At 68.8% G+C, this 25458-nt stretch carries 28 protein-coding genes and 1 tRNA gene; 21 read left to right on the top strand and 8 right to left on the bottom strand.

The window, feature by feature from the left end; translation table 11 throughout:
- Nucleotides 1–105: 105 nt before the first annotated feature.
- Complete coding sequence (cysS, locus tag QFW77_RS00975) at nt 106–1551, bottom strand: cysteine--tRNA ligase (protein WP_280572279.1); 1446 nt, start codon at nt 1549–1551, stop codon at nt 106–108.
- Nucleotides 1552–1707: 156 nt separating this feature from the next.
- Here cysS and QFW77_RS00970 point away from each other — a divergent pair, with 156 nt between their 5' ends.
- The 12 genes from QFW77_RS00970 to QFW77_RS00915 all read left to right on the top strand — a co-directional run bounded on the left by QFW77_RS00970 (nt 1708) and on the right by QFW77_RS00915 (nt 13957).
- Nucleotides 1708–2202 (top strand): hypothetical protein, encoded by a 495-nt coding sequence (locus QFW77_RS00970; RefSeq protein ID WP_280572278.1) that lies wholly within the window; start codon nt 1708–1710, stop codon nt 2200–2202.
- Between the two features lie 269 nt (nt 2203–2471).
- A complete protein-coding gene (locus QFW77_RS00965; protein ID WP_280572277.1) occupies nt 2472–3479 on the top strand; it encodes an N-acetylornithine carbamoyltransferase in 1008 nt (335 codons plus the stop codon).
- Nucleotides 3480–3551: 72 nt separating this feature from the next.
- On the top strand, nt 3552–4817 hold the full coding sequence (locus QFW77_RS00960) for an argininosuccinate synthase (RefSeq protein ID WP_280572276.1): 1266 nt from the start codon (nt 3552–3554) through the stop codon (nt 4815–4817).
- A 17-nt stretch (nt 4818–4834) separates the two neighbouring features.
- Nucleotides 4835–5932: an acetylornithine deacetylase gene (locus QFW77_RS00955; protein ID WP_280572275.1), complete on the top strand. Its 1098-nt coding sequence runs from the start codon at nt 4835–4837 to the stop codon at nt 5930–5932.
- An 84-nt stretch (nt 5933–6016) separates the two neighbouring features.
- On the top strand, nt 6017–7348 hold the full coding sequence (locus QFW77_RS00950; RefSeq protein ID WP_280572274.1) for an acetylglutamate kinase: 1332 nt from the start codon (nt 6017–6019) through the stop codon (nt 7346–7348).
- Nucleotides 7345–8295 (top strand): N-acetyl-gamma-glutamyl-phosphate reductase, encoded by a 951-nt coding sequence (gene argC, locus QFW77_RS00945; RefSeq protein ID WP_280572272.1) that lies wholly within the window; start codon nt 7345–7347, stop codon nt 8293–8295. The genes QFW77_RS00950 and argC overlap by 4 nt, the downstream gene beginning before the upstream one ends.
- A gap of 26 nt (nt 8296–8321) precedes the next feature.
- Nucleotides 8322–9620, top strand: coding sequence for an argininosuccinate lyase (gene argH / locus QFW77_RS00940; RefSeq protein WP_280572271.1), 1299 nt, complete (start codon nt 8322–8324; stop codon nt 9618–9620).
- 259 nt (nt 9621–9879) lie between these two features.
- Nucleotides 9880–11016, top strand: coding sequence for a glutamate 5-kinase (proB, locus tag QFW77_RS00935; protein ID WP_280572270.1), 1137 nt, complete (start codon nt 9880–9882; stop codon nt 11014–11016).
- Between the two features lie 370 nt (nt 11017–11386).
- Complete coding sequence (locus tag QFW77_RS00930) at nt 11387–12391, top strand: transglutaminase family protein (protein WP_280572269.1); 1005 nt, start codon at nt 11387–11389, stop codon at nt 12389–12391.
- On the top strand, nt 12391–13137 hold the full coding sequence (locus tag QFW77_RS00925) for an RHS repeat-associated core domain-containing protein (protein WP_280572268.1): 747 nt from the start codon (nt 12391–12393) through the stop codon (nt 13135–13137). The genes QFW77_RS00930 and QFW77_RS00925 overlap by 1 nt, the downstream gene beginning before the upstream one ends.
- Nucleotides 13116–13550, top strand: a complete 435-nt coding sequence (locus tag QFW77_RS00920; protein ID WP_280572267.1) for a hypothetical protein — start codon at nt 13116–13118, stop codon at nt 13548–13550. Before QFW77_RS00925 ends, QFW77_RS00920 begins: the two co-directional genes overlap by 22 nt.
- On the top strand, nt 13526–13957 hold the full coding sequence (locus QFW77_RS00915; RefSeq protein ID WP_280572266.1) for a hypothetical protein: 432 nt from the start codon (nt 13526–13528) through the stop codon (nt 13955–13957). The genes QFW77_RS00920 and QFW77_RS00915 overlap by 25 nt, the downstream gene beginning before the upstream one ends.
- Nucleotides 13958–14034: 77 nt before the next feature.
- Here QFW77_RS00915 and QFW77_RS00910 read toward each other — a convergent pair whose 3' ends face one another.
- From QFW77_RS00910 to QFW77_RS00890, 5 genes are all read right to left on the bottom strand, one after another.
- On the bottom strand, nt 14035–14307 hold the full coding sequence (locus QFW77_RS00910; RefSeq protein WP_280572265.1) for a hypothetical protein: 273 nt from the start codon (nt 14305–14307) through the stop codon (nt 14035–14037).
- Complete coding sequence (locus QFW77_RS00905) at nt 14304–14588, bottom strand: hypothetical protein (protein WP_280572263.1); 285 nt, start codon at nt 14586–14588, stop codon at nt 14304–14306. Before QFW77_RS00905 ends, QFW77_RS00910 begins: the two co-directional genes overlap by 4 nt.
- A 143-nt stretch (nt 14589–14731) precedes the next feature.
- On the bottom strand, nt 14732–15511 hold the full coding sequence (locus QFW77_RS00900) for a hypothetical protein (protein WP_280572262.1): 780 nt from the start codon (nt 15509–15511) through the stop codon (nt 14732–14734).
- A 2-nt stretch (nt 15512–15513) separates the two neighbouring features.
- Nucleotides 15514–15834 (bottom strand): hypothetical protein, encoded by a 321-nt coding sequence (locus QFW77_RS00895; RefSeq protein WP_280572260.1) that lies wholly within the window; start codon nt 15832–15834, stop codon nt 15514–15516.
- Nucleotides 15835–15956: 122 nt separating this feature from the next.
- Entirely contained in the window at nt 15957–16433 is a 477-nt protein-coding gene (locus QFW77_RS00890; protein WP_280572259.1) for a hypothetical protein, read from the bottom strand.
- Between the two features lie 126 nt (nt 16434–16559).
- On the opposite strand from QFW77_RS00890, the gene QFW77_RS00885 reads away from it, so the two are divergent.
- The 3 genes from QFW77_RS00885 to QFW77_RS00875 are packed head-to-tail and all read left to right on the top strand — an operon-like array spanning nt 16560 to nt 18020.
- Nucleotides 16560–16745 carry a hypothetical protein gene (locus QFW77_RS00885; RefSeq protein ID WP_280572258.1) on the top strand — a complete coding sequence of 62 codons (186 nt, stop codon included), beginning with the start codon at nt 16560–16562 and terminating at the stop codon, nt 16743–16745.
- Nucleotides 16746–16756: 11 nt separating this feature from the next.
- Nucleotides 16757–17602, top strand: a complete 846-nt coding sequence (locus tag QFW77_RS00880; RefSeq protein ID WP_280572257.1) for a hypothetical protein — start codon at nt 16757–16759, stop codon at nt 17600–17602.
- A 10-nt stretch (nt 17603–17612) separates the two neighbouring features.
- Nucleotides 17613–18020, top strand: a complete 408-nt coding sequence (locus QFW77_RS00875) for a hypothetical protein (RefSeq protein ID WP_280572255.1) — start codon at nt 17613–17615, stop codon at nt 18018–18020.
- 368 nt (nt 18021–18388) lie between these two features.
- Here the strand turns inward: QFW77_RS00875 and QFW77_RS00870 are convergent, their stop codons facing one another.
- Entirely contained in the window at nt 18389–18568 is a 180-nt protein-coding gene (locus tag QFW77_RS00870; protein ID WP_280572254.1) for a hypothetical protein, read from the bottom strand.
- Between the two features lie 367 nt (nt 18569–18935).
- Between QFW77_RS00870 and QFW77_RS00865 the strand changes: the two genes are divergently transcribed.
- Complete coding sequence (locus QFW77_RS00865) at nt 18936–19784, top strand: hypothetical protein (protein ID WP_280572253.1); 849 nt, start codon at nt 18936–18938, stop codon at nt 19782–19784.
- A 142-nt stretch (nt 19785–19926) separates the two neighbouring features.
- Here the strand turns inward: QFW77_RS00865 and QFW77_RS00860 are convergent.
- A tRNA-Pro gene (locus QFW77_RS00860) sits at nt 19927–20003 on the bottom strand.
- A gap of 135 nt (nt 20004–20138) precedes the next feature.
- Here QFW77_RS00860 and hisS point away from each other — a divergent pair.
- The 5 genes from hisS to hisG all read left to right on the top strand — a co-directional run bounded on the left by hisS (nt 20139) and on the right by hisG (nt 25455).
- A complete protein-coding gene (gene hisS, locus QFW77_RS00855; RefSeq protein WP_280572252.1) occupies nt 20139–21632 on the top strand; it encodes a histidine--tRNA ligase in 1494 nt (497 codons plus the stop codon).
- Nucleotides 21629–23542, top strand: a complete 1914-nt coding sequence (locus QFW77_RS00850) for an HAL/PAL/TAL family ammonia-lyase (RefSeq protein WP_280572251.1) — start codon at nt 21629–21631, stop codon at nt 23540–23542. Before hisS ends, QFW77_RS00850 begins: the two co-directional genes overlap by 4 nt.
- Complete coding sequence (locus tag QFW77_RS00845; protein WP_280572250.1) at nt 23539–23907, top strand: hypothetical protein; 369 nt, start codon at nt 23539–23541, stop codon at nt 23905–23907. The genes QFW77_RS00850 and QFW77_RS00845 overlap by 4 nt, the downstream gene beginning before the upstream one ends.
- A 296-nt stretch (nt 23908–24203) precedes the next feature.
- Nucleotides 24204–24530, top strand: coding sequence for a YerC/YecD family TrpR-related protein (locus QFW77_RS00840; protein ID WP_280572249.1), 327 nt, complete (start codon nt 24204–24206; stop codon nt 24528–24530).
- 10 nt (nt 24531–24540) lie between these two features.
- Complete coding sequence (gene hisG, locus QFW77_RS00835) at nt 24541–25455, top strand: ATP phosphoribosyltransferase (RefSeq protein WP_280572248.1); 915 nt, start codon at nt 24541–24543, stop codon at nt 25453–25455.
- Nucleotides 25456–25458 lie beyond the last annotated feature (3 nt).

Here is a 25458-nt window from a genome sequence, read left to right as displayed (position 1 = left end):
AAGCCCGATCAGGAAGTGGGTCTGCGCCGGTCGCGATTCAAGCCGGCGAGCGGCGGGGCGCGGCCATTGTCTCGCCGGTGCTATCCGGGGCGGCGCGCGCGACGCTCAGGCCCGCTTCCAGCGCACGCCCTCCGGGGTGTCCTCGAGCAGTACGCCCTCGGCCGCGAGGCCGTCGCGGATCGCATCGGCGCGGGTGAAGTCGCGGTTCTGCTTGGCTGCGGCGCGTTCGTCGATCAGTGCCTGGATGCGCGCGTCGTCGGCATCGCTGGCGCCGCGCCCGAACCAATCCGCCGGATCCTGCTGCAGCAGGCCCAGCGCGGCACCGGCGCCGCGCAGTTCGCTGGCCAGCCGCGTCAGTGCATCGCTCCTCTCGCTGGATGCCCGGGGGTCATGGGCGAGTTCGTTGCGCAGCTGGCGGGTCCGGCTTGCGATCGCGGCCAGCTCGGCCAGCGCCTTCGGGGTATTGAGGTCGTCGTCGAGGGCGTCCTCGATCGGCGCCGGCACCGCGGGCGAATGGCCCGCGCGCACGCCGCCGGCGCGCGCGTCCGCCACCGGGCCGCCGAACCGCCCGCTGTCGCGCAGCGTGCCGTAGAGCCTGTCCAGGGTGCGGGTGCTGGATTCGATCAGTTCGTCCGACCAGTCCAGCGGCTGCCGGTAGTGCGCCGACAGCAGGGCGTAGCGCAACGCCTCCGGCGGGTGCTTCCGCAACAGGTCGTTGACTTTCTCGATGTTGCCCACCGATTTGGACATCTTGGCGCCGGACAGCGTCAGCATGCCGTTGTGCAGCCAGAACCGGGCGAAGGTGCGGCCACCGTGCGCGCACTCGCTCTGCGCGATCTCGTTCTCGTGGTGCGGAAACTGCAGGTCGACGCCGCCGGCGTGGATGTCGATGGTTTCCCCCAGGTGCGCCGCGGCCATCGCCGAGCATTCGATGTGCCAGCCCGGGCGGCCCCGACCCCACGGCGAGTCCCATCCCGGCAGGTCGTCGCTGGATGGCTTCCACAGCACGAAATCGCCCGGGTCGCGCTTGTAGGGGGCGATCTCGATCCGCGCGCCGGCCAGCATTTCTTCGGTGTCGCGCCGCGACAGCTTCCCGTAGCCCTCGAAGCTGGCGACCGCGAACAGCACGTGGCCGTCGGCCGAGTAGGCGTGGCCGCCGGCCACCAGGCGTTCGATCATCGCCACGATCTCGGCGATGTGCGCGGTCGCCTCGGGCTCGAGGTCCGGCGGCTCGACGCCCAGGGCGGCCATGTCGTCGCGGTAGGCGGCCGCGTAGCGGGAGGTGATCGCCGAGATCGGCACCCCCAGCTCCCTGGCCGCGGCGTTGATCTTGTCGTCGACGTCGGTGACGTTGCGGGCGTAGCGCAGCCCGCCGAAGCGGCGGCGCAGCAGCGCCGCGAGCACCCCGAACACCACCGGCCCGCGGGCGTTGCCGATATGCACGTAGTTGTAGACCGTGGGCCCGCACAGGTACATCGTCGGACAGGACGGGTCCAGCGGCGCGAACGGTTCGACCCGGCGGGTCAGGCTGTTGAAGAGGCGCAGGCTCATCGGCGGGCAGGGAAGCGGACGCCGGCGACCCGTGAGTGTCGAGAGTCGCCGGCCGGCCCTGGATTCTACCGGTCGCGTGAAGGTCACGACAGCGGCGATTCAGCCGTTCGCCGCGGGCGCGGCCTACACTCGGGGAACTCGGCCGCCGGGATCCCGATGCTGCGCACCTTCCTCGCCCTGACCACCCTGCTGCTCGCCGCCGTCGTGGCGGCGCCGGTCGTGGCCCAGGACGAGCCGCAGGACCGGGCGCCGCCCCCGCCACCGCCCGAGAACGTGCGCATCGACTACGCCCGGGTGCTCAGCGCCGAGCCGGTGTACCAGACGCTGCGCGCGACCAGCATGGTCGAGCGCTGCGAACCCGAAGCGGCCGAGAGCCCGGTGCCGGATCGCGAGCGACGCGGCCTGTCGCGGGTGGTCGGTGCTGTGCGCGACGTGCTCACCCCGTCCGACGAGGTCGAGGAAGTGGCCCGTTCGGCTGGCGGCGATTGCCGGATGGTGCCGGTCGAGCGCGAGTTCCGGCGCCCGATCGGCTACGACGTCGACTACGTGCACAAGGGCGTCAAGTATCGCTCGCGCCTGCCCTACGACCCGGGCAACCGGGTCCGGGTGAGGATTTCGGTGACCCCGGTGGTCAGCGCAAGCGGCGAGTAGCGCCGCGCCGGCGCTTGCGGCGGCCCGCCGCTCGTGCGAGGATGCCGCGCGATGACCCAGATCCGCGCCAACGCCCAGATCCTCACCTCCGCCCGGATGGCGGCGGGAATGACCTCGCGCGCGCGCCGACCGGAAGCCTGCCAGCCAGCTGGGTAGCCGGGACCCGCGGCATCGGGTTTCACAGGACCGACCCAGCCTCGCGCTGGGTTTTTTCGTTTTCGCGCCGGGTTTTTCGCCCGCCGGCGCCCGCCGACCGACAGGAACCATCGATGAAGCACTTCCTCAACACCCAGGACTGGAGCCGCGCGGAACTCGATGCGGTACTGGCCGAGGCCGCGCGCTTCAAGCGCCGGCGCCTGGGCGACGAGCTCAAGGGCCGTTCCATCGCGCTGGTGTTCTTCAACGCCTCGATGCGCACCCGCACCAGTTTCGAACTCGGCGCGTTCCAGCTCGGTGGGCACGCCATCGTGCTGCAGCCGGGCAAGGATGCGTGGCCGATCGAGTTCGACCTGGGCACGGTGATGGAGGGCGAGACCGAGGAGCACATCGCCGAGGTGGCGCGGGTGCTGGCGCGCTACGTCGACCTGATCGGGGTGCGCGCGTTCCCGAAGTTCGCCGACTGGTCGGTGGACCGCGAGGATCGGGTGCTGCGCTCCTTCGCCCGCTACGCGACGGTGCCGGTGATCAACATGGAAACGATCACCCACCCCTGCCAGGAACTCGCGCACGCGCTGGCGCTGCGCGAGCACTTCGGCAGCGACGACCTGCGCGGCAGGAAATACGTGCTCACCTGGACCTACCATCCCAAGGCGCTCAACACCGCGGTGGCCAATTCGGCGCTGACCATCGCCACCCGGATGGGCATGGACGTGACCCTGCTGTGCCCGAACGAGGACTACCTGCTCGACGAGCGCTATCTCGGCTGGGCCCGCGACAACGTCGCCGAGAGCGGCGGCTCGTTCGCGGTCAGCCACGACATAGACAGCGCCTACGCCGGCGCCCACGCGGTCTACGCCAAGAGCTGGGGCGCGCTGCCCTATTTCGGCGCCTGGGAGCGCGAGAAGCCGATGCGCGACCGCTATCGCCATTTCATCGTCGACGAGGCCAAGATGGCGCTGACCGACGGGGCCGTCTTCAGCCACTGTCTGCCGCTGCGGCGCAACGTCAAGGCCACCGACGCGGTGATGGATTCCCCCGCCTGCATCGCCGTCGACGAGGCCGAGAACCGGCTGCACGTGCAGAAGGCGGTGATGGCTGCGCTGGTGGCGCAGTCGTGATTGGCGATTCGTGATTCGCAAGAGCGAACCCCTTCAGCAGACGTATTGCCCCCCTTTCCGAGAGGCCCCCAGATGCCGCAGCAGCCTGCTTCAACCAACCACCAATCACCAGTCACCAATCACGCCCCCGGAGGAGGCCAGGACATCGTCCTTGCGTTCTCCGGGGGGCTCGACACCAGCTTCTGCGTGCCCTACCTGCAGGAGCAGGGCTGGCGGGTGCATACCGTGTTCGCCGATACCGGCGGCGTGGATGCGCAGGAGCGCGCCTTCATCGAGCAGCGCGCCGCCGAGCTCGGGGTGGCCAGCCACGCCACCGTCGACGGCGGGCCGGCGATCTGGGACGGTTTCGTCAAGCCCTTCGTCTGGGCCGGCGAGGGCTACCAGGGGCAGTACCCGCTGCTGGTCTCGGACCGCTACCTGATCGTCGACGCCACCCTCGCACGGGCGCGCGAACTCGGCACCGACGCGGTGGCCCACGGCTGCACCGGCATGGGCAACGACCAGGTGCGCTTCGACCTGGCGGTGAAGGCCAGCGGAAGCTACCGCATCGTCGCCCCGATCCGGGAGATCCAGAAGGAACATACCCAGACCCGCGCCTACGAACAGGAGTACCTGGAGGCGCGCGGTTTCGGCGTGCGCGCCAAGCAGAAGGCCTACACCATCAACGAGAACCTGCTCGGGGTGACCCTGTCGGGCGGCGAAATCGACCGCTGGGAGGCGCCCGGCGCGCAAGCGCGCGGCTGGTGCGCGCCGCGCGCGGAGTGGCCGGCCGAGCCGCTGCGGGCGCGGTTGCGTTTCGCCGCCGGCGAGGCGGTGGAACTGGACGGCGAAGCGCTCGACGGTGCCGCGCTGCTGGCGCGGCTCAACGCCATGTTCGCGCGCTACGGCGTCGGCCGCGGCCTCTACACCGGCGACACCACCATCGGGTTGAAGGGGCGGATCGTGTACGAGGCGCCGGGCCTGGCGGCGCTGCTGGCGGCGCACCGCGCGCTCGAGGAAGCGGTGCTGACCAAGCAGCAGAACCGCTTCAAGCCGGCGGTGGCCCGACAGTGGGTCGAGCTGGTGTACGAGGGCTTCTATCACGACCCGCTCAAGACCGATCTGGAGGCCTTCCTGGCCTCGACCCAGCGCATGGTCAATGGCGAGGTGGTGCTGGAAACCAACGGCGGCCGCGTCGATGCCGTGGCGGTGTCGTCGCCGCACCTGCTGCACGCGCAGGGTGCCACGTATGCGCAGTCGGCGGACTGGGGCGTGGAGGAGGCGGAGGGCTTCATCCGGCTGTTCGGAATGAGCTCGACGCTGTGGGCGCAGGTGAACGGTGCCGGGAATCGGGCGTAGGAATCGGGAATCCCAAGATGCTCGACGCCATCCTCAGACACCTCGAAGCCCTGGTCGCGTTCGATACGCGCAATCCACCGCGGGCGATCGACGGCGGCGGCATCTTCGCGTACCTCCGCGCGCAGCTGCCCGGCTTCCGCGTCGAGCTGAGCGACCACGGCGCCGGCGCGGTCTCGCTGCTGGCGGTGCGCGGCACCCCGCAGCGGCTGTTCAACGTGCACCTGGACACGGTGCCGGACTCGCCGCACTGGAGCGCGGACCCGTTCAAGCTGCGCGTCGACGGCGTGCGCGCGGTGGGCCTGGGCGCCTGCGACATCAAGGGCGCCGCAGCCGGCCTGCTGGCGGCCGCCCAGGCGACCCGGGGCGACGCGGCGTTCCTGTTCACCAGCGACGAGGAAGCCAACGACGCGCGCTGCGTGCTGGCCTTCCTCAAGGGCGGCTACCGCTTCAGCGAGGCGATCGTCGCCGAACCGACCGGCTGCGAGGCGGTGCTGGCTCATCGCGGGATCTCCTCCGCGCTGCTGCGTTTCCGCGGCGCCGCCGGGCACGCCTCCGGCGCCGGCGCGATGCAGGCCAATGCGCTGCACCAGGCGATGCGCTGGGGCGCACGGGCGCTGGATTTCGTGCAGTCGCAGGAGCACGAGCGCTTCGGCGGGCTGACCGGGCTGCGCTTCAACGTCGGCAAGGTGGAAGGCGGCATCAAGGCCAACGTGATCGCGCCGGAAGCGGAGGTGCGATTCGGGTTCCGGCCGCTGCCCTCGCAGGACATCGATGCCCTGCACACCCGTTTCGGCGGCTTCGTCGAGGCCGGCGCGCTGGAGCGCTACGAGGAAACCTTCCGCGGCCCACCGCTGCCGGCCGGCGCGGTGGCCGCGGCCGAGGAGCGGAGGCTGCAGGCGCGCGACCTGGCCGACGCGCTCGGGCTGCCGGTCGGCAACGCTGTGGACTTCTGGACCGAGGCCTCGCTGTTCTCCCAGGCCGGGCTGACCGCGCTGGTGTTCGGCCCCGGCGACATCGCCCAGGCCCACACCGCCGACGAGTGGGTGGCCCTGGACCAGCTGCTGGCCTACACCGACATCGTCGCCAGGGTCATCGACCGGCCGGCGCCGGCGTGATCGCCGCGCGCCGCTTGCGGCGCGCGAAACGCCATCTCCCGACATTCCCCCCCACACCCGTTCCCGGACCAGGCAGACGCGGCGATGCAAGCCCACACCCAGACCCGCCAGACCATCATCCGGCTGCTCTCCAGCATGGCCAGCGCCAAGGAGATCAGCCAGTACCTCAAGCGTTTCTCGCAGCTGGACGCCAAGCGCTTCGCCGTGGTCAAGGTCGGCGGTGCGGTGCTGCGCGACGATCTCGAGGCGCTGACTTCTTCGCTGTCTTTTTTGCAGCAGGTCGGACTGACCCCGATCGTGGTGCACGGCGCCGGCCCGCAGCTGGACGCGGAGCTGGCCGCGGCGGGCATCGAAAAACGCACGCTCGACGGCCTGCGCGTCACCACGCCGGAGGCGCTGGCGATCGTGCGCCGGGTGTTCCAGGCCTCCAATCTCGCGCTGGTGGAGGCGCTGCAGCAGGCCGATGCGCGCGCGACCTCGATCACCGGCGGCGTGTTCGAGGCCGAGTACCTCGACCGCGAGACCTACGGCCTTGTCGGCGAGGTGAAGGCGGTCAACCTCGCGCCGATCGAGGCCAGCCTGCAGGCCGGCTCGATCCCGGTCATCGCCAGCCTCGGCGAGACCCCGTCCGGGCAGATCCTCAACGTCAACGCCGACGTCTCCGCCAACGAGCTGGTACGGATGCTGCAGCCGTACAAGATCATCTTCCTCACCGGTACCGGCGGCCTGCTCGACGACGCCGGCCGGGTCATCGACTCGATCAACCTGTCGACCGAGTACGAGCACCTGATGGCGCAGCCCTGGCTCAACGGCGGCATGCGCCTGAAGATCGAGCAGATCAAGCGCCTGCTCGACGACCTGCCGCTGGCGTCGTCGGTCTCCATCACCCGGCCGGCGGACCTGGCCAAGGAGCTGTTCACCCATCGCGGCTCGGGCACCCTGGTGCGCCGCGGCGAGCGGGTCCTCCAGGCGGCGGCGTGGAGCGAGCTCGACCTGCCGCGGCTGCGCGGCCTGATCGAATCCAGCTTCGGCCGGGCGCTGGCGCCGGACTACTTCGAGCGCACCCGGCTGCTGCGCGCCTACGTCAGCGAAAACTACCGTGCGGCGATCGTGCTGACCGACGAGGACTGCGGCGTGTATCTGGACAAGTTCGCCGTGCTCGACGACGCCCAGGGCGAAGGCCTGGGGCGCGCGGTGTGGCAGGTGATGCGCGAGCGGACCCCGCGCCTGTTCTGGCGCTCGCGCCACCACAACGCCGTCAACCAGTTCTACTATTCCGAATCCGACGGCAGCTACCGGCAGGAGCGCTGGAAGGTGTTCTGGTACGGCATCGTCGAATTCGCCGGGATCGAGGCCTGCGTGAACCACTGCGCGCAGCGTGCGCCGACCCTGCTCGAGCCGGGGCGGGCGGCATGAACGGCCGCGCGACCCTCGGCCTGGTCGGCGCCCGCGGGCATACCGGTGCGGAGCTGATCCGCCTGGTGGCGGCGCACCCGGGACTCGAACTCGCGTTCGTTTCGTCGCGCGAGCTGGCCGGCCAGCGCGTCGACGCGCACGTCGCGGGGTTCTCCGGGGCGCTGCGCTACGAGACGCTGGATCCCTCCGCCTTGGCCGGGCGCGGGGTCGACGCGGTGGTGCTGGCGCTGCCCAACGACAAGGGCGCTCCGTTCGTGGCGGAGATCGACCGCGCCGGCGCGAGCCCCGTGATCGTCGACCTGTCCGCCGACCATCGCTTCGACGACGCCTGGTACTACGGGCTGCCCGAACTCACCCGGGGGCGCTATGCCGGCCAGCGCCGGATCGCCAATCCGGGCTGCTACGCCACCGCGATGCAGCTGGCGATCGCGCCGCTGCTGGAGGACATCGCCGGCCCGGTGCAGTGCTTCGGGGTCTCGGGGTATTCCGGCGCCGGCACCACCCCCTCGGACCGCAACGACCCGGAGCAGCTGCGCGACAACCTGATGCCCTACGCGCTCGCCGGCCACATCCACGAGCGCGAGGCGGCGCGCCAGCTCGGCGCGGACGTCGAGTTCATGCCGCACGTGGCGCCGCACTTCCGCGGCATCACCATGACCGTCAACCTGCACCTGCGCGAGCCGGCCGGAGCCGGCGCGGTCGCCGCGCGCTACCGCGAGCGCTATGCCGGAGAGCCGCTGGTCGAGCTGGTCGACGCGCCGCCGTGGGTCAGCCGCATCGCCGGCCGCCATGGCGTCCAGATCGGCGGCGTTGCGGTGTCCGGCGACGGCCGCAGGGCGGTGGTGGTGGCGACTCTCGACAACCTGCTCAAGGGCGCTGCGACCCAGGCCATGCAGAACCTCAACCTCGCGCTCGGCTTCGGCGAGTTCGACGGCATCCCGCTGTGAACGCTTGATCCAACCAGGAGCCCGACATGTCCGACCTCCTCTGGCAGAAGCCCGGCGTCGCCGTCGACGCGCAGATCCAGGCGTTCCTGGCCGGCGACGACGTGGTGCTCGACCGCGAGTTCTTCCTCCACGACATCGCCGCCAGCCGGGCCCACGCGCAGGGCCTTGCGCGCATCGGCATCCTGTCGCAGGACGAGCTCGGGGCGATGGAGCGCGAACTGGCGATCCTGGGCGAGGAGTTCTCCTCGGGCCGCTTCGTGCTCGACGCGCGCTACGAGGACGGCCACTCCGCGATCGAGGCCTGGCTGGTCGAGCGCCTGGGCAACGCCGGCAAGAAGATCCACACCGGGCGCAGCCGCAACGACCAGGTGCTGGTCGCCACCCGGCTGTGGCTGAAGGAGAAGCTGGGGCGTACCGCCGCGCTGGCGCGCGAGATCGCCGGGGTCGCCCTCGAGCGCGCCCACGCCGAGGCGGAGCTGCCGCTGCCCGGATACACCCACCTGCAGCGCGCGGTGGTGTCCTCCGCGGGGCTGTGGTGGGCCGGCTGGGCCGAGGCCTTCATCGACGACGCCCGCCGCGCGCTCGATACCCGCGCCCTGCTCGACGCCAACCCGCTCGGCACCGCCGCCGGCTACGGGGTCAACCTGCCGCTCGACCGCGCCCACACCACCGCCGCGCTCGGCTTCGCCCGGCAGCAGATCAACCCGGTCTATGCGCAGCTCTCGCGCGGCAAGTTCGAGCTGGCGGCGCTGGAGGCGCTGGGGTCGGCGACCCTCGACCTGCGCCGCCTTGCCTGGGACGTGTCGTTGTTCTCCAGCGCAGAGTTCGGCTTCGTGGACCTGCCGGCGCAGTACACCACCGGCAGCTCGATCATGCCCAACAAGCGCAACCCCGACGTGATCGAGCTGATGCGCGCGACCCACGCCAGCGTGGCCGCGGCACGGATCGAGATCGAGCAGCTGCTGTCGCTGCCGTCGGGCTACCACCGCGACCTGCAGGCGAGCAAGGGCGCGATCTTCCACGGCTTCGGCCGCGGCCTGGCGGCGCTGGAGCTGCTGCCGGCGCTGCTGGCCAATCTCGAATGGCGGCCGCGGCGGATGCGCGCTGCGATCGACGACGGCATGTACGCCACCGACGTGGCGGTGGAGCAGGCCGCGGCCGGGGTGCCGTTCCGCGACGCCTACCGCGCCGCCGCGGAAGCCGTGGCGCAGGCCGGCGAGGGCAGGACCCCGGAAGGCAGCCTGCAGGCGCGGGTCTCGCCCGGCGCCTGCGCCGACCTGGGGCTGGACGCATTGCATGCGCGACTGGCGGCGCTGCCGGCGTGACGGGCGCAGCGGAGCAAGCTCCGCTCTACGGACAACCACGGCTCCACGGGCAACCACGACCCGCCGTAGAGCCGGGCTTGCTCGGCCGCTTTCCGTCCCGGGCCGGCGCAGCAGCGGAGCAAGCTCCGCTCTACGGGGAACCACGATTCCACGGGCAACCGCGACCCCGCGTAGAGCCGAGCTTGCTCGGCTGCTTTCCGTCCCGGGCCGGCGCAGCAGCGGAGCAAGCTCCGCTCTATGGAACCGGGATGCAGAGACGATGACCGGTGGATTTGGCGAACAGCTGCTGCCGCCCTGGCGGCGCGCGGTGCTCAAGGTCGGCAGCAGCCTGCTGGCCGCCGACGGCGGTGGCCTGTCGCCGCGCAATGCCCGCGCGCTGGCCGGGTTCGTCTCGGCCTGCGTCGCGGCCGGTCGCGAGGTGGTCCTGGTCTCTTCCGGCGCGGTCGCGGCCGGTCGCGCGATCGTTCGCGCCGACACCGCCGTCGACGCGCCGATCGCCGAGCGTCAGGCGCTGGCGGCGCTGGGGCAGGCAAAATTGATGGGCTTCTGGCAGGGCTTCTTCGAGCGCCCGGTCGCGCAGGTGCTGCTGACCCACGACGACCTGCGCAATCGCCGCCGCTATCTCAATGCCCGCGCCACTCTTGCGGCGCTGCTGCGCCAGCGCGCGCTGCCGATCGTCAACGAGAACGACACGGTCTCGGTCGACGAGCTCAAGCTCGGCGACAACGACACCCTGGCGGCGATCGTCGCCGCGCTGGTCGACGCCGAGGTGCTGTTCATCGCCACCGACATCGACGGTCTGTACGACGCAGATCCACGGCTCAACCCCGGGGCGTGCCCGGTCGAGGTGGTGGCGCGCTTCAGCGCCGGGCTGCTGGCGGCGGCCGGCGGCGCCGGCAGCGCCGCCGGCACCGGCGGCATGCGCACCAAGCTCGACGCCGCGCAACGCGCCGCCGGTGCCGGCATCGTCACGGTGCTGTTCAACGGTACCCGCGCCGACGTGCTCGAAGGGCTGGCCCAGGACCGCCTGCGAGGCACCCGCGTGCACCCGGCCCGCAGCCGGATGGCGGCGCGCAAGCACTGGCTGCAGAACGCCCCGACCGAGCCCGGCGCGATCGTGGTCGACGCCGGCGCCGCCGACGCCATGATCCAGAAGGGCGCCTCGCTGCTGCCCGGAGGGGTACTGGCGGTGCTGGGCGATTTCCGTCGCGGCGACATGGTCGAGATCCGCCGCCGCGACGACGACGGCGAGGAGCCGGTCGCGCGCGGGGTCAGCCAGTACTCGGCCGCCGACATCCGCCGCATCGCCCGCAGGCACTCGCGCGAGATCGAGGCGGTCCTCGGCTACAACTACGGCGGCAGCGTGGTGCACCGCGACGACCTGGTGCTGGTGTAGTACCGGCCGGTGGGGAAGGGCGCCCCGGCCGGACAAGAAAAACCCGCCCCGGGGCCGGCTGTTTCGCGATGGGGTTGGCTACGGCGATAGAGCAGATCAGCCCGAACAGCATCAGCAGCGGCCGCATGATCATCGACAGGATGATGAAGTAGCCGGGTCCGGCCCGGCCCACGGCATCGTCGCCATCGGGATGGATGTGCGCCGCGCCCCAGATCGGTGCCGAGATCATAGCGGCGTTGATGGGGTGGGGCGCCGCCGTGCCAAGCTTTCTCCCTAAAACTGTACCGGATAGCATGGATTTTCCCGCCCTCTGGCGCCCGGGATTTGGCTGAGCTATCGTTGCCATAGCAGGCAGGGGCGCAAGGAGCGCATGGGGATCAAGATCCGCCATTTCTGGATGACCCGGGCCATTGGGCTATGTCTGCTGGTCGTCGCACCCACGTCTTGGGCAGCCGCCAATCTCGCCCCGCTGCGCACACAGTTCGCACTTCCCGACCAGCGCGTCAGCTACCTCGACGCCAAGCTGGCCGTGGACCGTGTCATCGACCCGTCGACGGACGAGATTGCCGTACGTCGTGACATCGATCGATGGGAGCGGGCCGTGCGCGACAACTTTCCCATTGGCGCCAGTGATCGCGGGATCCTCGATGCCTTGCTGAAAACCCTCTACACCCCCGGTCCATGGAACGACAACCGGCCGTTCTCCTACGACCTAAGCGATCCCTTGGGCAGTCAGCCGGCGAACAAGCACCTTGCAACTTACCTGCGTACGCGCAAGGGCAACTGCGTGTCCATGCCCATCCTGTTGGTGATCCTGGGCCAGCGGCTTGGGCTGCCGGTCGCGCTGGCGACGGCGCCCAGCCACGTCATGGTGAAGTTCGCCGACGACACGCAGCAGGCCTGGGTCAATGTGGAAGCTACGCAGGGCGGCTTCAAGTTCGATAGCAGCTATGAGCGCGACACGCACATCACTTCGCTGGCGCTGCAAAACGACATCTACCTGCGCCCGCTGCTGCCTCGCGAAGGGGTAGGCGTCATCGCTTCTACGCTGATGGAGCACTACGGGCGCCAGAAGAGCGCCGATGCGCTGTTGGAGGTCGCCGAACTGGTGCTGGCGGCCAATTCCAAGGACACCATCGCCCTGATTTGGAAGGGTAACGCCTACTACCTGCAGCTCCAAGAGCACTATGCCAATCGCTACCCGAACCCGGCCGACATTCCGGCCGACAAGGTCGCGGACTACCAGCGTTTGAGCCAGGCGAACCTGGCGATGTATGACCAAGCCGAGCGGCTAGGCTGGGCGCCGTGGACACCGGAGCAGGAAGCGGCGTATCTTCGATCCATCGAGCGGGAAAAGACCCAGAGGGGGCAGTGATGCGCACGACTTTTCATATCGCTTTGGCCTTGATGTTGTGTGCAGCGGCGCCGATCGCATCGGCACGTTTTGTATCGGCTGACCCCGTCCAGGCAAATCCCAACAATGGTCAGAACTTCAATCGCTATTGGTATGGCAACAACAATCCATATCGCTTCATTGATCCCGACGGGCGCGCCGCATGCCCGAAGGGGGTGGGCGGCTGCATCGATTCTCCGCGCACGGAAACCGGCACTACGCCGCAGCCAGGCCCATCGAGCCAGCAGATGACCGTCGATGGTCAGGTGCGCTCCGCATCGCGGTCGGGCTCGCTGTCCGATGGCACAAAACTGGATTTCAGAGGGCAGGAGCAAGGCTTCAAGGCATCTGCTGATGGCACCGCGTCCAATCCCATGACGACAAGCTGCCAGTCGTGCAGCGATGGGTCGGTGCGCGAAGTGGGTTCTTACAATCTACGGGCGCTTGGGCCCGAGGAGAGCGGCGGCCACACGCACACAGTCCGCACATCTGGCCTTCCCGGTCCCGAGGATGGGCGCATGGCAGATGCAACTGACAGAACCGCCTACGTCATTTCCCCTCGCGGCGCCTACGGCATCGAAAGGACCGAAGTGGGCTTTCGCGTGCGGGGGTTGGATGGGACACGCCTCACGCCCGGCGAGCGCAACGCAATCCGTAGCACCATCGACAGTTGGAACCAAAACCAAGGCGGGTCGGGAGTGTCTTCATGCACAACCATCCAGTGCTGATCCGCAGCATGGGTGTTGCCTTGGTCATGTTGGCCGGTTGCGCCCATTCCGGCAGCACTGGTTCAGCGTCATTGTGCGAAGCAGGGCAATCTTGCGCCTTGACCGGACGCCTAGCATTGCATGAGGGCGAGCCGGCCACCGCTGCGGTTCTGGACGTCGACGGCACATGCGCGAAGCTGGCGTTGCCCGATGGTTTCAAGGATGCGTTGCGCACATGGAACGGGCAGACGGTCTCCGTGCAAGGCCGTGCGTTCGTGCAGCCGAGTTTTGAGGTCGCAGGTGAAGTGGTGCTGTGGTATGCCGAGCAAGGGCGCCAGGTGCCTTTGGGGGTGTGCGACCACGGCATCGGTGTATTCGTGGATACCGTGTCGTTGCCATCGGGCGAAGTATGGCCCGCTTCACCATCACCCTGATCCTGGCCTTGGCCGGCTATGCAGCGGCGCCCATCTGGATACTTGCGCTGGTCGCCCTCGCGGGCAACGTCTGCGCCGTAGACCGGCCCAATCTCTCATTGGAGGAACGGGTGGCGGCGGCGGAGTTGGTCGCTGTCGTGGACGCCATCGAGCCAATCCCGTACGACGGCAAGGAATTCGACAAGTTCTATCGCGTCAGCGCCCGCGTGGCCGGCGTGTTGAAAGGCGACGCCAAGGTCAGCGACCGCATTGAGGTAGTCGTCGATGGCACGATTTCGGAACACCGCAATGACTGTTGCGAGGCCGGGAAATCCTATGTCGTGTTCCTGCGCGAGCGGGAAGGGCGATACCTGTTCGTCGGAAGCCCCCTCGGCGCGGTGCCCCTGAAGTTACAGCCGCACGATTGAACCGCGGGGAGTTTGGTCGCGCTTGCAGGTGCGAAGTGCATGCAGTGGTTCCCGGACGTGCATGCTGAGCCTCTGGCTCAGGGTCGGGCCCTGAACTTGCCGCTCACTGCATTGCCGATGGTCAGGAGCCACCTTTCCTGCCGCTGGTATTCGTCGATCAGCGTGGGGCGAACCCACTTGGCGGGGTAGGCCACCCCGTCGTAGGTGAAGGGGTTGAATCGAAGACCGTGTTCGACCGCGTCCGACTCGAAGTTAACCGAGTAGGACACCTCGATGATGGAGCGGTGCTTGGTGTGGTTGCTCAGCGCCGCCAAGTAGGTAAAGCCCGGATCGTCCAGCAATGCGCTCATCCCATCCTTGATGGGCCCTGCGCGAGCTTCTTACTCACCTTTGACCAGGTGATGTCGCGCTCCTTCTTGATGTGAGTGGCCGGGTCCAGGTTGGCCCCCAGAACGTGGTAAGCGAAGTGAGCCATGCTATCGGCAACCGCGTGCATGCTCTGAACGCAGGCGACCGTGTGCGCATACGCCTGAAATTGTGCGGTGGAGAACTGCCGCTTGTCGGTGTCTAACGCCCCCAAGAGCGCGGCGGTCAGCTCAAAGTCTTCGCGGCCCTGGAGGATATCCGCCATCTGGACTTTGGTTTCGTTGAATTGGTAGCGGCTAAATTCGCGCCGGTCGCCGATGGTCCGTAAGCACTGGTTGACGCTGCGCAGCTAGTCTTCGCCGAGCAGCCGCTTCACGTGTCCCCGAAGTTCCTTCAAGTCCCATTTCATCAGCGCGCCTCAGAAGACGAGCGTGCGAATAGCCGATCGATTTCCGCACGCTCCTTGGACGAGTAGGGCTTGCCCAAGTATTTACCCGAGTAATCCATTGCGCCGGTCAAGAAGTAGTGCGCGACTTGGCTGCACGCGTCGATGGACGTGTCCAGATAGATGCAAAACGCAAAGCCGGCCTGCGGTGCCAGCATGCCCATTTCCTCCACCACCACGCGCAGCGCCGTGAGATCCGAAAACGGGCCGATGTGCGCCTCCATGCCCTTGGGGCGCAGCATGGCGAACCCGTCGAGCGTGGGGTGGCCGGCCAGCGTAGAAAACCTTATGTAGATCTCCTCGCGTCGGCTTTTGCCCAGGCCTGCTGCGTCGTCGAGGATCTCGCGCACGGCCGCGGGAGCGAAGTCCCGCTTAAGCGTACGTCGGTCCGCCTTGCGCCACTTCTCGATGAGCGCGCGGTCCACGTGGAAGGCGTTGACCAAGTTGGTTGCTTCTACGATGTCGCGCAAGATGAGCGTGGCCGCCTGATAGTAGCCAGAAGCCATGAGCTTCCACGCAGTGGCAAAGTCGTTGAACGCGCGGATCCCGAGGTGGCTGATGGTGCGTTCGTCGTCGTCGGCCTGGTAGTGCTGGCGCAGCATGTCCATCACGTCCATGGCGCGTTCGGTGAGATCCAGGTGGTCGGCCAAGTTGGGGTAGGCCTCGACCATGCGCACGGCGCGCTGGCGCAACTCCTCTTCGCCCTGGTGCAGCAACAGCAGGTTGGCGGGGACTTGGGCCACGGTCAGCCCCCGAGGACCGACACACCGGCTAGCGCGTCGCCTTCGTCCTCGCGGCGCCACACCAGCGGCAGGACGCTTTCGAAGCGTTCCAGCTCGCCGGCGTCAGTGCCGGCGCGCCGGTAAGAGTCCGGGTCGTCGAGCACGTCGAGCATCGCGGCCACGCCCGTGCCGTCCTCGCTCACCGCGACTTTGGTTTCGTAGATGCATGTGCCGGTCCACGAGCGCCAGCAGCGCAGCGTGCCGCCGTCGAGCCACACTACCCAACGATCGTCCACGTCGCGCGGCCACAGGCCTTCGCGCAGCTGCGCCAGTTCCTCGGCCAAAAACACGTGGCTACAGCGGACCGCCCAGCGGGGGCCAAGTAAGGCTTCAAGCTTTGCTTTCCATAAGATGGCGCAGTCAGAGTCCATGCCCCATTTTGGTCCAGTCAGGGGCGTTAAGTCGCCTACGGCCTGAGCATTTGGCGGTCCAGCAGGTCGAGCAGCAATTCGGCGACTTCCCGAGCGGCCACCGCCCACTCGTCGTCGTCGCCCGGGTAGGGCGCTTCCAACGGGTCTTCCTTTCCACCGTGGAAAAGGTTGTTGCGCACGCGGCGCGTGGCCTCGATCACAGCGCGGGCGTCCGAGGCGTGGAGGGGCAGCAAGTCGAAGCGCGTCAGGTTCTGGCCTTGGATGACATCGACCACCTGGACCATGGGCCGGTGGCGAGCCCCTCCCAGCAACTTGTCCCGCGTCGGGGCCGACATCCGGTCTAGAAACTCGGACGCCGGCAGCGCATCCACCGCTTCGTCCACCGCCCGCCAGTTCGCCTTGGCCGACCTGTAGGAGCCCACGCCCGTGAAGCCGGGGATCCGCTTGAGCGCGAACTCCAGGGTCCCGAAGGTGCGAAGCAGGGCGAAGGCGTTGGCATCGGAGACGGGCATGGCCGCATCGTAGCCGAGGGGTGCGCCCCGATGTCTGGCTATCTCGGCCTGGGCAGCTAGATGGGTAGAGGTCTTGCACCCCGACTCAGTCCCTGAGACGGGGGCGGGGCACCGCTGCAGCGCGGTATGCTGGCCGCTGAGGACAGCTACAACCAAACAGGGGACCACTTGGACGCGAACACCTGTCAGCTCAAAGCCATCTTCGATCCCAGCGTGAACTTCCAGTGCCGCTCTTCCAGTGACAAGCGCGCCGAGCACTTGTTTGGATTGTTGCTCCAGGTGTGGCCGGACGCTGCCAAGGTCGCAACTTGAGTAAGTAGCGGATGTCGATTTTGTTCGCTTTCGACGGCGAGGACGTGGTGTGGACGCAGCGGTTCGACCACCCGACCGTCTACTTGGACACGTTCGCCATCCGCGCCATCGCCGAGAGTGACGAGCGATCGGCGCGGTTTGCGCAAAACCTCAAGACGCGCAACGGCACTTGGCTCTTGGCGGCGGTGTCCATGGGCGAGTTCGCACGCTTCGCCGACCCGCGCCACGTCGAGCGGGCCGAGCGGCTGCTCGCCCAGGTGGTGCCGCACATTTACCTGTTCTTGTCCGACCCGGCCGACGCGCGGCCGTCGCGCGGCAACACCGACCCGGCGAGGCGATCGCTCCCGCCGGCTGATCGCCGGAACATGAATTACTTCTCGCGCAAGTGGGCCCAAACCCAATCCTTCCCGGAGACATTTCGGGGGATGTTTCAGGTGGTCCACGAGAACCGCGACCGGATGGTGGAAATCCTGGACGAGGTCGCGGCCAGGCTGGTCGCCTCGCTGGCCCATCACCGTCAGATGGAACCCTATCGGCGCAAGGCGAAAGCTGCGCGACCCGACGACGGGCGCACGCGCCAGCAGATCATTTCCGGTGAGTTGCTGCGGGAACTGATGCTCGATCCCAACGCGTCGATCACCGCAAACGAAGCGGTGGACCTGATGCATGCGGTCGATGCCGTGGACTACTGCGACCTGGTGCTGATAGATAAGGCTTGGGAGCGCCGGGTCAACGCGCTGCACCAACGTATCGCCGACACGCGCATCGCCATGCCCGTTGCGCGTTGTTTTTCCATGCGCAACGGCGGCATCGAACAATTCCTGGATGCCATCGAACGGTGGCCTACCCCGGCCTGAGGATAAGCGAATGCGCGGACTGTATCCAAAGAAGAAGAGCCGGTTGTCGACCCAGGACAAGGCTGTGGCCGCGGCCCAAGCGTTGCTCGACACCGTGGAAGGTCGGATCGACGAGAAGGCCGCCGGCAGGCGCCTGCGCGAAGAGGTGGGCCTCCAGTGGTCGTTTCTCACCTGCCTGCAGTACCTGTCCGGGCAGGAGGCGTTGGCCACCTTGAAAGCCTTGTCCAGCGACTGGTCGCAAGACGGGCGCACGAAGCAACACTTGCTGGCCGCAGCGATCCTTGCCGCGCATACGGTGGCCAACGCGCGGTCCGGCGGCAAGATGCTATGCGCCAGCCACTTGGCCGGCGAACTCAAAGGCAAGACCGCCGAGCAATGGTTGGCGGAAAAGTCCGACGCCGATTGGGGCGAAGTCTGACCACAGTGGCCGATTGCAGCCGACGAAACGGCCGGCCAGCCGTGGCACGACGGCCTGGCCCCTTCACCCGGCAACGGGGGACGGCGGTCAGAATCCCCACTTAAGCGCCGACGACCGAAGCCCCGGAAACGGGGCTTTTTGTGCTCAGATGACCCGGTGCCAGGCGTTCAGATACTTCTCGCCGGTCGATTTGAGCGTGGACACTCGCATCAGCTTCCGGCCCGGGGGGCGTTGTAGGTCAGCTTGGCCAGGTCGCTGGACGGCACCACCCAGCATAAGGGCGCCACGGTCGGGTCGTCCATCTTGCCTTGGTAGCAGACGAAGGCGATGAAGTGCCGGAGCGTGCCCGGCTTGAGGTTGTCGATGGGTCAGCCGGTGGTGCCGGCCAAGCCCTTCACGTCGATGGTCAGGGAATCGCCGGCGCCGCGGATCACCACGATGTCCACGCTCTTCTTGTTGCCTAACGTCAGGTTGGCGTCCGTGCCCAGGCGGTAGAACGTGGACAGCACGTAGAATTCGGCCGCCAAGTTGGTGTTATAGCCGCTCATGGGGCGTCTCCCTGGCGCGCTCGGCACCGCTGCGCGTGCCCAGCCAGGCGGGCCGGGTTGGGGTGGTGCTGCCAGATGCTCACCACGAGCTCGCGCGGATCATCGGTGAGCGCGGACACCGCCCACGTGCGATTCGCCAGCTTGGCGCCGTAGCGGCCGAATTCCCGTTCGATGCCCACGTGTCTCCCCCCTGTGGATTCTAGGATTATCCTGGCACGTTTGCGGAGTGTCAGCCCAATGGAGGCTCTGGAATGCCCTGAAAGATAGTCTCGGGCTTGTCGAAGGTGGCATGTTGTCGACGCTCATCGCAATCACTGAGACAGGGCCGCGGGAGACTGTGGATCCCTGCGCATGCGGAGCACCCGCCATGAATCTCGATGCCGAAAAATGGAGCTTGTTGGAAAAGGCCCACGACTACCGCTTTCTGTTGCGCTTGTTCGCCTTTGCCTTGGTGACCGATCTGGTGTTGTCGTGGGGCACGGGCGTGAGCCTGTTTCGCATGGGTTTGAATGAGTTCGGCGCTAGGCCAGGGTTGTTGGTGCTGGCGGTGCTCGCCTACGGACTGACCATGACGGTTGGGGCGGGCTTGCTTCGCTTTTTGGCTGTAGAGGTGCTGGGTACGCTCGTGATCACGGTCCAGGGCTGGTTTGGGTGGTTTCCTGGCCGGAAGACGCCTGATGCTGCGCGCTTTGTATCTTGGAGCCAAGCCGAGGCTTGGTTAGCTGAACAGCCAGACGCCGACCGGCGCCAGCACGTGAAAGAACAGATGGCCGAACGGCGCTTGGAGCGAAAACGTTGGTTCTCGATGGTAGGTGCTGGTTGGGCGTGCATCGCGCTGATCGCCTGGAATGCGACCATTCCCGATAGCAGCGTGAGCATATTGGGGCATTGGAACGCTTGGGCTCCATGGGTGCTGATGGGTGTTCCAGGGCTCCCTTGTGCCTATCACTTGATCGGGGGCATGCCTGGACACGACTACATCGAGCTGCCCGAACTCGCTGAGCAGATCCGACGCGAACGTGTCCCGCACTTCAGGGCAAGAGCGGACGTACCCAGGGCTTCACGTACGAGAGAGGACCCTAATGAGACCTGGCCGAGTCACACTCTAGATCGGAGGCCCACGCCGGGATGTGCGATCACGGCCGGCCATCGCCCTGGTCTTGACTGCGTGCGCGGCCGCGTACGTCCGTTGCGCACCCGGTCGACTTCGACCTAGCCGTGGCCGGCAACCCGCCCATCAGAGCTTCTACCTCACATTGGCTTCCGCTGCGCGACTATTCCATCATTGTGACTGCGGTTACCCTGCAGTTACAAGAAGGCCGCCCTAGGGCGGCCTTCTTGTAAGCCTTTGGATCGATTGGTCGGGGAGACAGGATTTGAACCTGCGACTTCTACGTCCCGAACGTAGCGCTCTACCAGGCTGAGCTACACCCCGACGCGGGCGAGCCGCCAATTGTAGGGGGGCGCCTTGGGCCCGGCAAGGGGGCGGGACGGATCCGGCCCGGGGAACCCCGGCCGCGGCGCCGCGACCCGTTAAACTGTCGCACTGCACGCACCACGGAGCCCCGCCTTGATCAAGCCGCGTACCCCGCCGGGGGTGATGGAGCTGCTGCCGCGCGACCAGATCGCGTTCGACCGCATGCTCGGCACCATCCGCCGCACCTTCGAGGGATTCGGCTTCCTGCCGGTGGAGACGCCGGTGTTCGAGCTGTCCGAGGTGCTGCTGACCAAGTCGGGCGGCGAGACCGAGCGGCAGGTGTACTTCGTGCAGTCGACCGGCGGCTTGGAAAAAGGCGCCATGGAAAGGCTGGAACAGTTGAGGACGGAAGCGGGCTCCTACGAGTTTCCCGCAGTCTCCGCCGACGCGATACGAGGTCAGGTTCAGAAGGTGGCTGCTCTGCCGGAGTTGGCCCTGCGTTTCGATCTCACCGTGCCGCTGGCGCGCTACGTCGCCGAGCACGAGCGGGAGCTGGCGTTCCCGTTCCGCCGCTACCAGATGCAGCGGGTGTATCGCGGCGAGCGCGCCCAGCGCGGCCGCTTCCGCGAGTTCTACCAGTGCGACATCGACGTGATCGGCAAGGATGCGCTGTCGCCGCGCTACGACGCCGAGATCCCGGCGGTGATCCATGCCGTGTTCGGCGCGCTGGGAATCGGGGCGTTCACCATCCAGATGAACCACCGCAAGCTGCTGCGCGGGTTCTTCGAAGGCCTGGGGATCGAGGGCGAACGCCAGGACGCGGTGCTGCGCGAGCTCGACAAGCTCGACAAGCGCGGCGCCGACGCGGTACGCGAAACGCTGCTCGGCGAGGAGTTCGGACTGGCCGCGGAAGTCGCCGACCGGCTGATGGCGTTCTCGCAGGTGCGCTCGGCCGGCCATGCCGACGCCCTGGCCAGGCTCGACGCGCTGGGCGCCGGCACGCCGCTGTTCGAACAGGGCCGCGACGAGCTGCGCGCGGCGCTGGAGCGGCTGCGGGCGATGGGTGTGCCCGAGTCTGGCTACGCGATCAACCTGTCGATCGCGCGCGGCCTCGACTACTACACCGGCATGGTCTACGAGACCACCCTGGATGCGCACCCGCAGATCGGCTCGATCTGCTCGGGCGGCCGCTACGACGATCTCGCCGGTCACTACACGAAATCGAGGCTCCCCGGCGTGGGCATCTCGATCGGCCTGACCCGGCTGTTCTGGCAGCTGCGCGAGGCCGGGCTGGTCGACACCGCCGACAGCTCGGTCGACGTGCTGGTGGCGCTGCTCGACGATGCCGGGCTGGACCATGCGCTGGCGCTGTCGCAGCGGCTGCGCGCCGCCGGCCTCAACGTCGAGACCCAGCTGGAGCCGCGCAAGCTCGCCAAGCAGCTGCAGTACGCCGACCGCGCCGGGATCCGCTTCGTCGCGATCCGCGGCGAGAACGAGGCGGCGCGCGGCGCGGTGGCGGTGAAGGACCTGCGCCGCGGCGAGCAGTTCGAGGTGGCCGAGGACGACCTCGGCCGCACCCTGCTGGTCGAGCGCGAGCAGCTGCGGGTGCAGGCGCGGACCCGTGCCGAACCGGAGGCGGGCGAATGAGCGAGGTACGGCTCGACGGCAGGTCGCTGACCCGCGCCCAGCTGGTGGACGTGGCGCGCGGCGCGCCGGTCGCGCTCGACGGCGGCGCGCTGAAGGCCGTCGCCCGCGCCGCGGAATTCCTGGCCGAGCAGGTGCGGCGCGAGGAGCCGATCTACGGCGTCTCCACCGGTTTCGGCAGCAATGCCGACAAGCTGCTCGGCGCGCACCCGCTGCGCGACGAACTGCCCGGCACGCTGCCCTCGGGCCGCTCGCTGCACGCCGAGCTGCAGCAGAACCTGATCCTCACCCACGCGGTCAACGTCGGCGAGCCGATGGCGGCGGACGTGGTGCGGGCGATGCTGTGCATCCGCATCAACACGCTGCTGCGCGGCCATTCCGGGATCCGGGTGGAGACGCTGCAGGCGCTCACGGCGATGCTCAATGCCGGGGTGGTGCCGGTGGTGCCCTCGCTCGGCTCGGTCGGCGCGTCCGGGGACCTGTCGCCGCTGTCGCACCTGGCGATCGTGCTGCTCGGCGGCGGCGAGGCGTTCCTGCAGGGCGAGCGGCTGCCGGGCGCCGAGGCGCTGCGCCGCGCAGGGCTGGCGCCGGTGACGCTGTCTTACAAGGAAGGCCTGGCGCTGAACAACGGCACCGCGCAGATGCTGGCGATGGGCGTGCTGGCGCTGGAGCGGCTGGAAACGTTGCTCGATACCGCCGACCTGGCGGCGGCGATGACCATCGACGCCTTCGCCGGGCGCCTCGGCGCATTCGAGCAGGAGGTGCACGCGCTGCGCCCGCACCCGGGGCAGGTCGAGGTGGCGGGGCGGCTGCGCGCGCTGCTGGCGGGGTCCACCCTGGCCGATATTCCGTACCACCTGGTGCCGCGGTTCCGCAGCTGGCTGCCCGGCAGCTGGGACGAACCGGCGGCGCAGCAGCTGCGCTTCGACATCGGCTGGGACTGGGTGCCGGCCGACCAGCGCCACGGCCGCGAGAAGTTCTACCGCCGCTTCAAGCCGTTCCGCGGCGGCAAGAAGCACCAGCCGCAGGACAGCTACTCGCTGCGCTGCGTGCCGCAGGTGCACGGCGCGGTGCGCGACGCACTGGCGCAGGCGCAGCGCGTGCTCGACATCGAGCTCAACGCGGTCACCGACAATCCGCTGGTGTTCCCGGACCGGCGCGCCGAACACGTCGAGGAGCAGGTGATCTCGGCCGGGCATTTCCACGGCATGCCGCTGGCGCTGGCGCTGAGCTACGTCAAGGCGGCGATCCCGGTGCTGGCGGCGATCTCCGAGCGGCGGCTCAACAAGCTGGTCGACCCGGCCACCAGCGACGGCCTGCCGGCGTTCCTGATCGGCAACGAGGACGGCACCGAGTCGGGGTTCATGATCGTCCAGTACACCGCCGCGGCGATCGTCAACGACCTGGCCAGCCGCGCGCATCCGGCCAGCGTGTTCTCGATCCCGACCAGCGCCAACGCCGAGGACCACGTGTCGATGGGTGCGAACGAGGCCCGCCACGTGCTGGCGATGGTGGAGGACCTCGGCCGGGTGCTGGCGCTCGAGCTGCACACCGCCGCCCAGGCGCTGGATTTCCGCAGCGACATGATCAACGCGGCGCGCGACCTGGCCCGGCGCAGCGACGCGGCGGCCTTCGCCGCCAAGATCCAGGGCGCGCCGGCCGAGGGGCACCGCCACCGCGCGGTGTTCCTGGAGGAAGTGGAGGCGCTGCGTACCGAACTGGCCGGCGCCGGCACCTACCATCCGGGCGCGGCCGTGGCTGCGGCGCACGCGGCGCTGCGCGAACGGATCCCGTTCCTCGACCGCGACCGCGCCCTCGACGGCGAGGTTGCGGAGGCGGTGCGCCTGGTGGCCGACGGCAGCCTGCTCGCGGCCGCCCAGCGGGCCGAGCGGGGCGCCGGGCCGGCGGCTTGAACCTGCCGCTGCACCTCGGCTGGCTGGGGGCGCTGGAGGCGGGACTGATCGCGCTGGCGATCGGCTTCGTCCTCCATGGCCTGTTCCATGCGCTGCAGAAGAGGTTCGCCTGGAAGCCGGGGCACGACATCGGCTGGGCCTGCCTGGCGGCAGTCGCGCTGGGCGCCGGCGTCGACCTGTGGAACCTGTTCTACCTGGGCGTGGTGCGCCTGGAGTCGCCCGTCTACGCGCGCATCGCGCTGTCGAGGATCCACGATGCCGACGGCCTCGGCGCGCGCGTGTTCATGGAGATCGTCGGCGCCCTGGGCGGCGTGGCGCTGGGCTGGATGGCCACGCAGGCGCTCGCCCGGCGGCACACGCGATAGCCGCCGGCGCGCCGCAGCGCTGGCGGCCGTTCCGGGCCTGCGCGACGACGCGGTTCTTCGCGGGCATGGCCCGCTCCTACGGAAGTCGTCGTCGGTCGGGATGAGCCGCGCGTCCGTGGGACGTCCCCATGGACGCGAAGGCCGCAGCGATCCCCGGCCGGTTGGCCGATGCGGATCTTCGCGGGCACGGCCCGCTCCTGCGAGGAGCGCCGGCCGATGAACCGATCGAACGGGAAGGCGGTTGACCGCGGCGCCCGCATCTGCATAATGTGTTAACGCGTTAACACATTAATTCGATGAAGCAGCGTCCGGACCCATTGCCGAAACAGGATGCCGACGCCTCGTTCAGGGCGCTGGCGAAGGCGTTGGCCGCGCTCGAACGGCCCGACGAGGTCGGCGCGTTCCTGCGCGACCTGTGCACGCCCGCCGAGCTGGAAGCGATGACAGACCGCTGGCGGGTGGTGCCGCTGCTGCTGCAGGGCGTGCCCTACCGCGAGATCCACGAACGTACCCGGGTCAGCGTCACCACCATCGGCAGGGTCGCGCGCACCATCGAGCACGGCGCCGGCGGCTACGCGGCCGCCGCACGCCGGCAGCACCCGCGCCTCGCCCCCTCCCACTGACCGGACCGCCATGCCCCCTCCCGCCGCCGACGCGGTGCGCGACCGCCTGCGCATCGCCATCCAGAAAAGCGGACGCCTCGGCGATCCCTCGCGCGCGCTGCTGACCGCCTGCGGCCTCGACTGGCGCGAGAGCCGCGACCGGCTGTTCTGCTACGGCGAAACCCTGCCGGTGGACCTGCTGTTGGTGCGCGACGACGACATTCCCGGGCTGTTGGCCGACGGCGTCTGCGACCTCGGTATCGTCGGCCGCAACGTGCTGGAGGAACAGGCGGCCGAGCGCGAGCAGGCGGGTGCGCCGGCAGTGGCCACCGAGCTGCGCGCGCTCGGCTTCGGCGGCTGCCGGCTCGACATCGCGGTGCCCGAGGACTGGGACTGGCAGGGCCCGGGGCAGCTGCGCGGCTGCCGCATCGCCAGCAGCTACCCGCAGCTGCTGCGGCGCTGGCTGGCCGGGGAGGGCATCGAGGCGGAGGTGGTGATGCTGTCCGGCTCGGTCGAGATCGCGCCGCGCCTGGGCCAGGCCGATGCAGTCTGCGACCTGGTATCCAGTGGTGCCACCCTGGCCGCCAACCAGCTCAAGCCGGTGCTGACCCTGCTGCGCAGCGAGGCGGTGCTGGCCGGCCCGGTGCGGCCGTTCACCGACGCCCGGGCCGGGCTGATGCAGACCCTGCTGCGGCGCATGGACGGGGTGATGCGCCTGCGCCACAGCCGCCTGCTGCTGTTCCAGGCCGAACGCGGGGCGATGGCACGGCTGATCGAGCTGCTGCCCGATGCCGAACCGCCGACCGTGCTGCAGGTCGACGGCGCCGACACCCTGGCGCTGCAGGCGCTGTGCCACGGCGCCATGACCTGGCAGCGGCTCGAGGACCTCCGCCACGCCGGCGCACGCGGGCTGATGGTGCTGCCGGTCGAGAGGACCCTGGCGTGAGCG

It is taken from the genome of Luteimonas endophytica (assembly GCF_029887875.1).
In the GTDB taxonomy this organism is placed as follows: domain Bacteria; phylum Pseudomonadota; class Gammaproteobacteria; order Xanthomonadales; family Xanthomonadaceae; genus Luteimonas; species Luteimonas endophytica.
Note: the sequence above shows the minus strand (reverse complement) of the source record. Positions and strands in the feature narration are given on the sequence as shown.